We start from the raw sequence: 13,304 nt of genomic DNA on the forward strand, positions 1-13,304 counted from the left end.
AAATAGCGAGTTAATCGCGATTTTGGATCTCGTGCCCCGCCGTGTGCGGGGCTTAGATCCGTTCTTATTCCTGAGCGAGGTATTCGTAAGGCGGGTTATTCAGCAGCGCCAGCAGATTGGCGACCAGCCGTGGGGCGACTTTTTCAGGCGATGCTGCTGGCTGCCACTGGCGCATTTGCGTCATCTCCATACCCGCGTAGCCGCAGGGATTGATGCGCAGAAACGGTGTCAGATCCATCGCGATATTGAGCGCCAGGCCGTGGAAAGAACAGCCTTTGCGGATCCTCAGTCCCAGAGAGCATATTTTGCGTTCACCGACGTAAACGCCTGGGGCATCGGCGCGAGGGTGGGAGTCGATACCATATTCGGCCAGGGTGTTGACGACCGTTTGTTCCAGCAGGGTCACCAGCTCGCGCACGCCGAGCTTGCGGCGTTTAAGATTCAACAGCACGTACATCACCTGCTGTCCTGGACCGTGATAGGTTACCTGGCCGCCGCGATCGCTCTGGATCACCGGAATATCGCCAGGAACCAGGACATGTTCTGCTTTTCCGGCCTGGCCCTGCGTGAAGACAGGGTGATGTTCCACCAGCCAGATCTCGTCGAGGGTGTTTTCATCGCGAGCGTCGGTGAATTCATGCATCGCCTGCGAGACGGGTTCGTAAGGTTGCAGGCCAAGCTGCCGGATAAGAATTTTATTGTGCTGCAAAACAACATCTCCGCCGGGAAGAGAGAACTCAGGTCGGGGAGTATATCACAGCCGTGAAGAAGGGAATGAGAGGACCCGGCACGACGGCCGGGTCAGGGAAAAGATTACAGCACCATCCGTACGATTTCGATATTACCTAACTCTTCGTACAGGGTTTCCACTTGTTCAATGTGGGTGGCGTTGATGGTGATGGAGACCGAGTGGTAGTTACCTTTGCTGCTCGGTTTTACTGACGGCGAGTAATCACCAGGCGCATGGCGCTGTACCACTTCCACCACCTGATCAACCAGCTCAGGCAACGCCTGCCCCATTACTTTGTAAGTAAATGGCGTAGGGAATTCAAGCAGTTCGTTAAGTTTGGTTTTCATGTCAGCTCCGGTGTGACGACAAAATAATAACTCCCACCAAGGGCGGGAGTTATCAGTTACTTGGATGAATAGTATATGGGGATGGAAATCACACTTTCAAGTGTTCAATTTTTAACCAAACCAGTGGTGGAACATTAATTTAATGTAATCAATAATTTTGCCGAAGAAATTCCCTTCCGGAATTTCCTGCAGCACTACCAGCGGACGCTGATCGATGATTTTACCATCCAGCTGGAAATTGATAGTGCCTACCACCTGGTTTTTCTGCAGCGGGGCGTGGAGTTCAGTGTTATTCAGCACATAGCTGGCTTTCAGATCTTTCATCCGGCCGCGCGGAATAGTCAGGTAGACATCTTTATCCACCCCCAGTGAGGCGCGGTCGCTGTCGCCGAACCAGGCGGGTTCGGACGCAAACTCTTTGCCGGCTTTAATCGGGTTGACGGTTTCAAAGAAGCGGAAGCCCCAGGTCAGCAGTTTTTTGCTTTCCGACTCACGGCCTTTGAAAGTACGCCCGCCCATGACCGCTGAGATAAGACGCATCTGGCCTTCGGTGGCAGAGGCGACGAGGTTGTAGCCCGCTTTGTCGGTATGGCCGGTTTTGATGCCGTCAACGTTCAGGCTGTTATCCCACAGCAGGCCGTTACGGTTCAGCTGGCGAATACCGTTAAAGGTGAACTCTTTCTCACGATAGATGGAGTACTCGTTCGGAACATCGCGGATCAGCGCCTGACCAATCAACGCCATGTCGCGCGCCGAGCTGTACTGCCCGTCGGCATCGAGGCCGTGTACGGTCTGGAAATGGGTATTTTTCAGGCCCAGGGCGTTCACGTAGTTGTTCATCAGGCTGACGAAGGCGTCCTGGCTGCCGGCGACATAATCGGCCATCGCCACGCAGGCATCATTCCCGGACTGCAGGTTGATACCGCGGATCAGCTGCGAAACCGGCACCTGCATGCCTGGTTTGAGGAACATCAGGGAAGAGCCTTTGAAGACCGGGTTGCCGGTGGCCCAGGCATCGTTGCCCACGGTGACCAGATCGGACTCTTTGAATTTGCCCGCTTTCATCGCCTGACCGATAACATAGCTGGTCATCATTTTGGTCAGACTGGCCGGGTCGCGGCGGGAGTCGGCGTTATTTTCTGCCAGCACCTTGCCAGAGTTGTAATCGATAAGGATCCAGGATTCGGCGTCAATCTGCGGGGCGCCTGGGATCATCGTTTTGATATTCAGGTCATCGGCGCGGGCAGCGGAGGAGAGCGCTGCAACGGAGAGCGCCGTGATGAGTAAACGAGCGGTGAAAGAGGTCTTCATGGTCAGAACAACGGCATCCGTGATGGAGTTAAAAAAAGTGCCTTACTATAGCAAATGCTCTGCGGGCCAGCATCCGACATTGCGCATGAGTTTGTTAATGACTTTTACATGCGCATGGTGAACGGGCGGCCCGCGGCGTTTAGTTGGCGCGAGTAATAAAGGACTGCAGCTGCGCTTCGCTTTGCAGGCGCTGCTGAACGGCGCTGGCCTGTGCTTTATCCGCAAACGGGCCCAGCTGAATACGCCATACCGCGCCGTTTTGCGTGACGCGCCCCGGCACGGAGAACTGCTGGCTCAGGCGCTGCTGATACTGCTGCGCCCGCGCCTGGTCGCTCACTGCGCCAACCTGGACGACAAAATTACCGCTGGCGCTGGAGGTGGCGGAAGAGGAGGCGGCAACGGCGCCTGCGGCCGCTGCGGGGGCAACGCTACCTTGAATAGATCCCGGTGCGGTGACCGGCGCTGCAGGGGTTGTGCCGGCAGCTGACGCTGCAGCCGCCGGTTCGCTACTTTCCAGCACGCCGCTGTTAAGCGGCGTCGGCGCGCCGAGGAAACCACCGCTGTTCACCGGTGCGCCGACGCTGTCTTCCGGCTTCAGCGTGCTGTTGCTGATCGGGCGAACGTCGGTGGGCGCAGGCTGGCTCATCCCTGTGGCGTCTCCGCCGTCCAGATTCGGCCGGGCGGGCAGGGCGTAAGTCTGTTTGGCGACCGTGGTGCAGGCCATTCCCGGACCGGAAAGTGAACCGTCAGGCGCGACGATGATGGGGTCGATGCGCACCTTGGTGTTGTTTGAGGTATTCAGGCGGTCTGCGGACGCGCGGGAGAGCGAGATGACCCGATCGTTGCCATACGGGCCACGATCGTTAATTCGCACGACGATCATGCGTCCGTTAGCGAGATTGGTGATCCGCGCATAGCTCGGGATCGGCAGCGTCGGGTGCGCCGCGGTCAACTGGGTTGGATCGAAGGTTTCGCCGCTGGCGGTCAGGTTACTGTTGGGCTCAGCGTCGTAGATCGCCGCGAAACCGGCCTGAGTAAAGTTTGCCGGATCCTGGACGATTTTGTAGCTTTTACCGTCGCGCTCATAGTCCTGATTGGCCGTGGCGTTCGGCGTTTCATACTGCGGATCGGCGCCGCTGATCTCAACCGTCGGGCCATTACAGACGGCCGGCTGTGGAGTACTGACCGTTTTTTGTTGCACGTCATCACTCGAACATGCCGCCAGCAGCCCCGCTGCTATGCAGATCCCCAGCCATTGCTTACGCATTGCGAACCCCTTTAAACGCTTTTCGACAACATTTTTCTGTGGGTATGGATCGACATCACGATACCAAACCCGGCCATCAATACGATCAGGGCGGAGCCCCCGTAGCTCACCAGCGGCAACGGTACGCCCACCACCGGTAAAATACCACTCACCATACCAATATTTACGAAGACATAAACGAATAAAATCAACATTAAACCACCGGCCATGACCCGGCCAAAGGTGGTTTGCGCCTGGGCGGCGATCCACAGTCCGCGCATGATCAGCAGAATATAGAGCGCCAGCAGGATCAGTACGCCAATCAGGCCCAGCTCTTCGGCCAGCACGGCGAAGATAAAGTCGGTGTGACGTTCCGGCAGGAACTCCAGCTGCGACTGGGTGCCATGCAGCCAGCCTTTGCCGCGCAGGCCGCCAGAGCCAATGGCAATTTTAGACTGAATAATATGATAGCCGGCGCCCAGCGGGTCGGTTTCCGGATCGAGGAGCATCATCACGCGCTGGCGCTGATAGTCGTGCATCAGGAAGAACCACAGGATTGGAATAAAGGCGGCAACCAGCACCACGGCAATCCCGATAAGACGCCAGCTCAGGCCGGAAAGGAACAGCACAAACAGCCCGGAGAGGGCGATCAGGATCGAGGTTCCCAGGTCGGGCTGCGCCGCCACCAGCAGGGTCGGCAGGAAGATCAGCACCAGGGCAATGGCGGTGTTCTTCAGCGACGGCGGACAGACGTCGCGGTTAATAAAGCGCGCCACCATTAGCGGCACGGCAATTTTGGCTATCTCCGACGGCTGAAAACGAACGATACCGAGATCCAGCCAGCGCTGCGCCCCTTTCGAGATGGCGCCGAAGGCGTCGACGGCCACCAGCAAAATAATACAGAAAATGTAGAGATAGGGCGCCCAGCCTTCGTAGACCCGCGGTGGGATCTGCGCCATAACGATCATGATCACCACGCCCATGGCGATCTGGCCGATTTTACGCTCCATCATGCCGACGTCCTGACCGCTGGCGCTCCAGATAACCAGCGCACTATAGGTGAGCAGCGCCAGCAGGATCAGCACCATGGTGGGGTCAAGATGGATTTTATCCCACAGCGATTTTTTATTCGGATTATCCGTCATTATTGATCCTCCCCTGCGGTTACCGCCGGGTTTTCGCTTGGCAGCGTGGTGTTGTTATCGCCCAGCATAATGTGATCGAGGATTTGGCGCATAATCGTACCGACCGCCGGGCCGGCGCCACCGTTTTCCAGGATCATCGCCACGGCAACCTGAGGGTTGTTATAAGGCGCAAACGCCGTCATCAGTTTATGGTCACGCAGACGTTCAGAAATTCGGTGCGCGTTATAGGTTTCGTTAGCCTTGAGGCCGAACACCTGGGCGGTACCGGACTTGGCCGCGATTTTGTACGGCGCGCTGGCGAAGTATTTGTGCGCAGTACCATTGCCGCGGTTGGCCACGCCGAACATGCCGTCTTTGGCAATTTCCCAGTAGCCGGAATGGATGTCGCCCACCGGCGGTTCATGCGGCTGGACCCACGGGACAGGCTTGCCGTCTTCCACAGTGCTTTGCAGCAGGTGCGGCACTTTGACGACCCCGTCGTTAATCAGGATCATCAGCGCTTTGTTCATCTGAATCGGCGTGGCGGTCCAGTAGCCCTGGCCGATGCCCACCGGAATGGTATCCCCCTGGTACCAGGGTTTCTTAAAGCGTTTGAGCTTCCATTCGCGGGTTGGCATGTTGCCCGAACGTTCTTCGGAGAGATCGATACCGGTGTAGTGGCCGTAGCCGAACTTGCTCATCCACTCGGAGAGGCGATCGATCCCCATGTCATAGGCGACCTGGTAGAAGTAGGTATCCGCAGACTCCTCCAGCGCTTTGGTGACGTTCAGGTGGCCGTGGCCCCATTTTTTCCAGTCACGGTAGCGTTTATCGGAGCCGGGTAACTGCCACCAGCCTGGGTCAAACAGGCTGGTGTTGCGGGTGATCACCCCGGCGCTCAGCGCCGAGACGGCAACATACGGTTTGACCGTCGAGGCGGGTGGATAGACCCCTTGCGTCGCGCGGTTTACCAACGGCGTATTCGGATCGTTGAGCAGGCCGGAATAGTCTTTGCTGGAGATGCCGTCGACGAACAGGTTCGGGTCATAGCTCGGGGTGGAGACCAGAGCCAGAATAGCGCCGGTACGCGGATCGGTGACCACCACCGCTGCGCGGCTACCGGCCAGCAACGTTTCGATATACTGCTGCAGCTTAAGGTCGAGGGTGAGATAGATATCACGTCCGGCCTGCGGCGGCACCTCTTTAAGCTGGCGAATGACGCGGCCGCGGTTGTTGACTTCAACCTCTTCATAGCCGGTCTGACCGTGGAGGACGTCCTCATAATAACGCTCAATACCCAGTTTGCCGATGTCGTGGGTCGAGGCGTAGTTGGCCAGCTTGCCTTCTTTATCGAGGCGGTCGACGTCTTTATCGTTAATTTTTGAGACGTAGCCGATGACGTGGGTCAGCGCTGAGTTATACGGATAGTAACGACGCTTGTAGCCTTTGACTTCGACGCCGGGAAAGCGGTACTGGTTAACGGCAAAGCGGGCGACCTGCACTTCGCTAAGGTTGACCTTTACCGGAATTGAGGTGAAGCGATGGGAGCGGGCGCGCTCCTTTTTGAAGCCGGCAATATCATCGTCGGTTAAATCGACCACGTCGCGCAGCGCATCCAGCGTCTGCTGCACGTTATCGACTTTCTCCGGCATCATCTCCAGCTGATAAATGGTGCGGTTAAGCGCCAGCGGGGTGCCGTTGCGATCGTAAATGATGCCGCGGCTTGGCGGGATCGGCACCAGTTTGATGCGGTTTTCGTTCGAGCGCGTCTGATAGTCGTTGAAGCGAACGATTTGCACATTATACAGGTTGGCGACCAGAACGCCGGAAAGCAGCAAAATCCCCAAAAAAGCGACCAGCGCCCGGCGCACGAACAGCGAGGATTCAGCCGTATAGTCGCGGAAAGAATTCTGTAATTTCATTCGCTGCTTAGTCTACCCTGATCATCATTACTCACGGTGGTACGGGTGGTTGGTGGTAATGCTCCACGCCCGATACAGACTCTCGGCCACCAGTACACGCACCAGCGGGTGAGGTAAGGTGAGGGTCGAGAGCGACCAACTCTGTTCCGCCGCGGCTTTACAGGCGGGAGAGAGGCCTTCCGGGCCGCCAACCAGCAAACTGACGTCACGCCCGTCCTGTTTCCAGCGTTCCAGTTCGCGCGCCAGCTGCGGCGTATCCCATGGTTTTCCCGGAATATCCAGGGTCACGATACGGTTCTTGCCGGCAGCAGCCAACATCATTTCGCCCTCTTTTTCGAGGATACGTTTGATATCAGCGTTCTTGCCGCGCTTACCGGCGGGGATCTCCACCAGTTCGAACGGCATATCTTTGGGAAAACGGCGCAAATACTCGCTAAAGCCGGTCTGTACCCAGTCCGGCATTTTGGTGCCCACGGCCACCAGCTGCAACTTCACGCATTAACTCCAGAGTTTTTCCAGCTCGTACAGACGACGGCTCTCTTCCTGCATGACGTGAACCATCACGTCACCGAGGTCGACGACGATCCAGTCGGCGGCAGCTTCGCCTTCAACGCCCAGCGGCAGCATGCCGGCGGCGCGGGATTCCTGAACCACGTGGTCGGCAATGGACATCACGTGACGTGTGGAAGTGCCGGTGCAGATAATCATGCAATCGGTGATGCTGGATTTGCCATGTACATCAATGGCAACGATGTCCTGACCTTTCAGGTCATCAATTTTGTCGATAACAAAATCCTGGAGTGCTTTACCCTGCAAGTGTTCCCCCTGGGTGCGTGAAGATTGATAATCATAAAGAGCCTGACAGTATACCCGAACTGATGAAAAAGTCGGATGAAATGTCTGTCGGCAGGCGTTCGTGGCGGGCTATCATCCCATCCCTCGCCAGGGATTGCATCGCCATTTTTGTAAAACAATTTCTGCAAACACGTTTCGGCGGATGTTACCTGGCAGCGGAGAATAACAGCCTGCACTGGCCTGTCAATGGTCTGACGGGAATTCTTCCTGCGGCTGCCAGACAGCCCGGCTATTTAATACCCGCAGGGTGGTAAAATCCTCTCGGATGTCGAGCTGGCTCCAGGCGCCATGTTCAATGGGAAAGTGCCACATCGCCGCCGCGGGCATCTGCAACAGCAGAGCCGTCAGCAGGCTCAGGACGCCCTGATGGCCGACAATCAGCAGGTGGTCAAGATGGCGGTGGTCGGTCAGGGTTGGGATAAAATCACTGACGCGGCGGGCAAAATTCTGAAAGCTTTCGCCGTTGGTGGGGGAGGCATGCTGCCAGTCAGCACACCACGCGGCGTAATTTTCCGCATCTTCCCGCTGGAGATCGCGATGGTGACGCATCTCCCAGTCGCCAAAAAACATTTCGTTGAGCGCGGGATGGTGTTCACGAGGGATATGGCGATCGCCAAGCAGCAGATCGGCCGTTGTCCCGGTTCGCGCCAGCGCGCTACACATGACTTTATCGAAAGGCACCGCGCGTAACCGCTCGCCGAGGGCTTGCGCCTGGGCAACGCCGCGCGGCGTCAGGGAGGTAGGCGCGTGGCCGCTATATAATCCGGCCACGTTGGCTTCGGTTTCGCCGTGGCGAACTAACCATAATTTCATGATGATGCTCAAACAGGCGGTAGAGACGTGGCGTTACGATAGCGCGTTTTTCGCGTCAGGCCCAGCCTGCTGGCGTCAGCAATAAAGTCCCTGCTCGCGGATGTAGTCCAGCACCGCGGCGGGCAGCATCTCGGCACAGGATTCCCCCAGCTCGAGTCGCTGGCGGATAATCGTCGCCGAAATGTCGAACCACGGTGTTTCCGCCAGGTAGATGACCCCGGCAGGGCGATTATGCAGGCACTCTACGTCATGAGTTAAATGGCGATTCAGCCAGCGCTGGTCGGCTTCCTGTGCCATGGTCAACGGGTAACCCGGGCGGCGGCAGACAATAAGGTGAACATTGTCGAGAATGGTTTCGTAATGGTGCCAGGTAGGGAAAGTGAGCAGGGAATCCTGGCCAATGATAAACGCCAGCGGCTTCTCTGGCCCCTGTTCCTGGCGCCACTCCTGTAGGGTTTGCGCCGTCCAGGAAGGGGTGTCGCGCTGTAGTTCGCGTTTGTCGAGCGTGAACAGCGGCTTGTCGGCAATCGCCAGCTCCAGCATATGCACACGCTGGGCGCTGGAGGCTTCCGGCTGTGGTCGGTGCGGCGGAACGTTATTGGGCATAATGATGACCTTACTCAGGCCAATCTGATTCGCCAGGATCTCAACCGGCTTGAGGTGACCGTAATGCACCGGATCGAAGGTACCGCCATAGATTGCCTGCAACTGAGTCATATCAACCATCAATAAAAACGTCCGCCAGGGCCTTGTGGCAGAGCAACAACGAAAGACTTTCCAGTTCGGGCCAGACGTCGTGCCCGTAATCCTGTTTAAAGGTCAGTTCGGCTCGGGTCAGTAGCGTCACTGCCTGGCGCAGCTGTTCACCGCTCAGGCGGGCGAGGGCGTCGCTGAGCAGCTGGCGACGGTTTTGCCAGACCCGATGCTTATCAAACAGCGAGCGCAGCGGCGTCTGTGCCGACTGGCGCTTGAGGGTGACCAGCAGCAACAGCTCCCGCTGCAGCGTGCGCAGCAGAATAGCGGGTTCGCAGCCTTCCAGACGCAACTGCTGCAGAACGTGCAGCACGCGCTTGCTTTTGCCTGCCAGCAGCGCATCGACCCAATGGTACGGCGTAAAATGGGCGGCATCGTTAACCGCCTGCTCAACCCGGGGCAGGGTCAGTTTGCCGTCCGGCCAGAGGAGCGCCAGACGTTCCAGCGCCTGCGCCAGCGCCAGCAGATTACCTTCGTAACAGTAGCACAGCAGCTGACTGGCCGCGTCGTCGAGCTGCAGCTGATGCTGTTTCGCCCGGGCGGCGAGCCAGCGTGGGAGCTGCGCGTATTCCGGCGTCTGGCAGCTGACCTGGACGGCCCGCTGCGCCAGGGCGGTAAGCCACGCGGCATTCTCCTGGGCTTTGGTCAGCTTATTACCGCGAACTATCAGCAGCAGATCGTCGTGCAGCAGGCCGACCAGCGTGGCGAGCTGTTCGTTGATCGCCGCGTTGGGGCCGTTTTCCGGCAGGATCAACAGCAGTGTTTGCCGGCTGGCAAACAGGCTCATCGCCTGGCTTAAGGCGAAAAGCGCCTGCCAGTCGGTGCTATTGTCTATGGTGAAGGTGTGGTGTTCGGTAAAGCCCTGCGCGGCAGCGGCTTCACGAATGGCGTCCTGGCTTTCCTGCAACAGCAGGGGATCGTTGCCAAGCAGCAGATAGGCCGCGCGCAGCCCTTCAGTGAGCTGCGCGCGGAGCTGTTCCGGGTACAACCGAATCATCATTGACCCAGCGTGGTGGAGACGCGGTTACCCGAGGAAGCCGGTGCCGTGCTGCCAGCGACCGGTTTCTCTTCCTGCTGGGTTGCTTCAACATCCGCCACCTGTACGCTTGGCAGCTTACGAATCAGCTGTTCCGCCGCTTTGTCGTACATTTCCTGGATAATCATATCCTGCTCGGCGTCTTTCGCTAACGCCGCCTGCGGGTTATCGAAGAACGAACGATAGACCTTGGTGGAAATCGGATAGATATCATGACCCGGGATCAGAACGCTGGCATGAACGGTCATGACCATCTGATATTCCGCGGTACGACCATCCTGGAACACCGATGCCGTATCTTTCTGAATCGACGACCCGTCGAGGCGCAGAGAAGGGACATCCTTACGCAGCGTGCTGGCGTCGATCAGTTCCACGCCATTAAGACGCAGCTGATTACGCACCGCGCGGCTTAACGGCCCGTTCGGATCGCTTGACTGGAAAATCATGGTTTTCATGGTGGTTGGCACCTGCGTAGTGCTACGCAGATGCCAGCCACAGCCGGCGGTGACAAGCACCGCCAGAGATAACAACATTGTTGCCAGATATCGCACGCTTCCTCCCGCGCTTAGCCAACGACCAGATTGAGCAGTTTGCCCGGAACGTAAATCACTTTACGTACGGTTTTCCCGTCGAGATATTTCGCCACCAGATGTTCCTGGCCAGCGCGCTCACGAACCTGCTCTTCAGTTGCATCTACCGCAACGGTAATTTTACCACGAACTTTGCCATTGACCTGGACGACGACGAGGGTGCTGTCTTCCACCATCGCGCTTTCATCCGCCACCGGCCACGGCGCGTTGTCGATATCACCTTCGCCGTTCAGCTCACGCCACAGGGTGAAGCTGGCGTGTGGGGTGAACGGGTTGAGCATACGTACCACCGCCAGCAGCGCTTCCTGCATCAGGGCGCGATCCTGCTCATCTTCCTGCGGTGCTTTCGCCAGCTTATTCATCAGCTCCATGATCGCCGCGATAGCGGTGTTGAAGGTCTGACGACGGCCGATATCGTCGGTGACTTTGGCGATGGTTTTGTGGATATCGCGACGCAGCGCTTTCTGATCTTCGCTGAGGGCCGCGACGTTCAGAGCCGCAACGTCCCCTTTGGTGGTGTGTTCGTAGACCAGCTTCCAGACGCGTTTCAGGAAGCGGTTAGCCCCTTCAACGCCAGATTCCTGCCACTCGAGGGTCATATCCGCCGGGGAAGCAAACATCATGAACAGACGCACGGTATCTGCGCCGTAGCGTTCAACCATCACCTGCGGGTCGATGCCGTTGTTTTTCGACTTGGACATCTTGCTCATGCCGGTGTACACCAGCTCGTGGCCTGCCGCGTCTTTGGCCTTCACGATGCGGCCTTTCTCGTCGCGCTCAACGATAGCGTCAACCGGAGAGACCCAGTTACGTTCGCCGTTTTCGCCCACGTAGTAGAACGCGTCAGCCAGCACCATACCCTGGCACAGCAGCTGTTTCGCCGGCTCATCGGAGTTCACCATACCCGCGTCGCGCATCAGCTTGTGGAAGAAGCGGAAGTAGAGCAGGTGCATGATGGCGTGTTCGATACCACCGATATAGATATCTACCGGCAGCCAGTAGTTGGCCGCTTTTGAATCCAGCATCCCTTCCTGATACTGCGGGCAGGTGTAGCGCGCATAGTACCAGGAGGATTCCATGAAGGTGTCAAAGGTGTCGGTTTCGCGCAGCGCTGGCTGGCCGTTAACGGTGGTCTTGGCCCACTCAGGATCGGCTTTGATCGGGCTGGTGATGCCGTCCATGACCACGTCTTCCGGCAGGATCACCGGCAGCTGATCTTCCGGCGTTGGCAGCACGGTGCCGTCTTCCAGTGTGACCATCGGGATCGGCGCGCCCCAGTAACGCTGACGGGACACACCCCAGTCGCGCAGGCGGTAGTTAATTTTACGCTCGCCCACGCCCATGGCTGCCAGTTTGTCGGCAATGGCGTTGAAGCCGGCTTCATAATCGAGGCCGCTGAACTCGCCGGAGTTAAACAAGACGCCTTTCTCGGTCAGCGCCTGTGCGGAGAGATCCGGCTCGGAGCCGTCGGCAGCCAGGATTACCGGCTTGATGTTCAGACCGTACTTGCTGGCGAATTCATAGTCGCGCTGGTCGTGACCCGGAACGGCCATGACCGCGCCGGTGCCGTATTCCATCAGCACAAAGTTTGCCGCCCAAACCGGAATTTCTTCGCCGGTCAGCGGGTGAATAGCTTTAAAGCCGGTATCGACGCCTTTTTTCTCCATCGTCGCCATGTCGGCCTCGGCCACTTTGGTGTTACGACACTCGTCGATAAAGGCGGCCAGCGCCGGATTGTTCGCCGCAGCCTGCTGCGCCAGCGGGTGACCCGCGGCGACGGCCAGGTAGGTGCAGCCCATAAAGGTATCCGGGCGGGTGGTGTAGACGGTCAGCTTATCGGCGTAGTCGTTGACGTCAAAGGAGATTTCTACCCCTTCGGAACGGCCGATCCAGTTGCGCTGCATGGTCTTCACGGTGTCCGGCCAGTGATCCAGCTTATCCAGATCGTTGAGCAGTTCATCGGCGTAGGCGGTGATTTTAATAAACCACTGCGGGATCTCTTTACGCTCAACTTTGGTATCGCAGCGCCAGCAGCAGCCGTCGATAACCTGTTCGTTAGCCAGCACGGTCTGATCGTTCGGGCACCAGTTCACCGCGGAGGTTTTTTTGTAGACCAGGCCTTTTTTGTACAGCTCGGTGAAGAACTTCTGCTCCCAGCGGTAGTATTCCGGGGTGCAGGTCGCCAGCTCGCGGCTCCAGTCATAGCCAAAGCCCAGCATTTTGAGCTGGTTTTTCATGTAGGCGATATTGTCGTAGGTCCACGGCGCTGGCGCGGTGTTATTTTTCACCGCCGCCCCTTCCGCCGGCAGACCAAACGCATCCCAGCCGATCGGCTGCAGAACGTTTTTGCCCAGCATGCGCTGGTAGCGGGCAATCACGTCGCCGATGGTGTAGTTACGCACGTGACCCATGTGTAGTCGACCAGAAGGATAAGGAAGCATCGACAGGCAGTAATACTTCTCTTTGCTCTCGTCTTCAGTTACTTCAAATGTACGATTTTCGTCCCAGTGAAGCTGGACTTTCGATTCTATCTCTTCCGGGCGGTATTGCTCTTGCATGGCAGCCAGTGGTCCTGTT

General features: G+C 57.7%; 13 protein-coding genes. All 13 read right to left on the reverse strand.

Translation table 11 applies throughout. The features are described from left to right. Window positions 1–64 precede the first annotated feature (64 nt). The gene (lipB, locus tag ACKLKD_RS05890; RefSeq protein WP_025714340.1) at window positions 65–709 is read right to left on the reverse strand and encodes a lipoyl(octanoyl) transferase LipB; all 645 of its coding nucleotides are present in this window, start codon (window positions 707–709) and stop codon (window positions 65–67) included. A 104-nt stretch (window positions 710–813) separates the two neighbouring features. Continuing rightward, a complete protein-coding gene (gene ybeD / locus ACKLKD_RS05895; protein WP_025714339.1) occupies window positions 814–1,077 on the reverse strand; it encodes a DUF493 family protein YbeD in 264 nt (87 codons plus the stop codon). A gap of 111 nt (window positions 1,078–1,188) precedes the next feature. Beyond that, window positions 1,189–2,388, reverse strand: a complete 1,200-nt coding sequence (gene dacA, locus ACKLKD_RS05900; RefSeq protein WP_025714338.1) for a D-alanyl-D-alanine carboxypeptidase DacA — start codon at window positions 2,386–2,388, stop codon at window positions 1,189–1,191. A 139-nt stretch (window positions 2,389–2,527) separates the two neighbouring features. Beyond that, window positions 2,528–3,655 carry an endolytic peptidoglycan transglycosylase RlpA gene (gene rlpA, locus ACKLKD_RS05905; RefSeq protein ID WP_025714337.1) on the reverse strand — a complete coding sequence of 376 codons (1,128 nt, stop codon included), beginning with the start codon at window positions 3,653–3,655 and terminating at the stop codon, window positions 2,528–2,530. Window positions 3,656–3,666: 11 nt separating this feature from the next. Beyond that, window positions 3,667–4,779 carry a peptidoglycan glycosyltransferase MrdB gene (gene mrdB, locus ACKLKD_RS05910; RefSeq protein WP_025714336.1) on the reverse strand — a complete coding sequence of 371 codons (1,113 nt, stop codon included), beginning with the start codon at window positions 4,777–4,779 and terminating at the stop codon, window positions 3,667–3,669. Continuing rightward, the gene (mrdA, locus tag ACKLKD_RS05915) at window positions 4,779–6,680 is read right to left on the reverse strand and encodes a peptidoglycan DD-transpeptidase MrdA (RefSeq protein ID WP_080897283.1); all 1,902 of its coding nucleotides are present in this window, start codon (window positions 6,678–6,680) and stop codon (window positions 4,779–4,781) included. Before mrdA ends, mrdB begins: the two co-directional genes overlap by 1 nt. A gap of 27 nt (window positions 6,681–6,707) precedes the next feature. Beyond that, entirely contained in the window at window positions 6,708–7,175 is a 468-nt protein-coding gene (gene rlmH, locus ACKLKD_RS05920) for a 23S rRNA (pseudouridine(1915)-N(3))-methyltransferase RlmH (RefSeq protein WP_002894620.1), read from the reverse strand. Window positions 7,176–7,178: 3 nt separating this feature from the next. Then, on the reverse strand, window positions 7,179–7,496 hold the full coding sequence (gene rsfS / locus ACKLKD_RS05925) for a ribosome silencing factor (protein ID WP_002894623.1): 318 nt from the start codon (window positions 7,494–7,496) through the stop codon (window positions 7,179–7,181). 222 nt (window positions 7,497–7,718) lie between these two features. Next, window positions 7,719–8,348 carry an adenosylcobalamin/alpha-ribazole phosphatase gene (locus ACKLKD_RS05930; RefSeq protein ID WP_025711866.1) on the reverse strand — a complete coding sequence of 210 codons (630 nt, stop codon included), beginning with the start codon at window positions 8,346–8,348 and terminating at the stop codon, window positions 7,719–7,721. A 75-nt stretch (window positions 8,349–8,423) separates the two neighbouring features. Beyond that, a complete protein-coding gene (nadD, locus tag ACKLKD_RS05935; protein WP_025711865.1) occupies window positions 8,424–9,074 on the reverse strand; it encodes a nicotinate-nucleotide adenylyltransferase in 651 nt (216 codons plus the stop codon). Beyond that, window positions 9,067–10,098, reverse strand: a complete 1,032-nt coding sequence (gene holA, locus ACKLKD_RS05940) for a DNA polymerase III subunit delta (RefSeq protein WP_025711864.1) — start codon at window positions 10,096–10,098, stop codon at window positions 9,067–9,069. Before holA ends, nadD begins: the two co-directional genes overlap by 8 nt. After that, window positions 10,098–10,688: an LPS assembly lipoprotein LptE gene (gene lptE, locus ACKLKD_RS05945; protein WP_025711863.1), complete on the reverse strand. Its 591-nt coding sequence runs from the start codon at window positions 10,686–10,688 to the stop codon at window positions 10,098–10,100. The genes holA and lptE overlap by 1 nt, the downstream gene beginning before the upstream one ends. Before the next feature lie 14 nt (window positions 10,689–10,702). Then, window positions 10,703–13,285 carry a leucine--tRNA ligase gene (gene leuS, locus ACKLKD_RS05950; protein ID WP_042929189.1) on the reverse strand — a complete coding sequence of 861 codons (2,583 nt, stop codon included), beginning with the start codon at window positions 13,283–13,285 and terminating at the stop codon, window positions 10,703–10,705. Window positions 13,286–13,304: the final 19 nt, after the last annotated feature.

Origin of the sequence: Klebsiella sp. 10982 (assembly GCF_048589245.1) — a bacterium.
In the GTDB taxonomy this organism is placed as follows: domain Bacteria; phylum Pseudomonadota; class Gammaproteobacteria; order Enterobacterales; family Enterobacteriaceae; genus Klebsiella; species Klebsiella quasivariicola.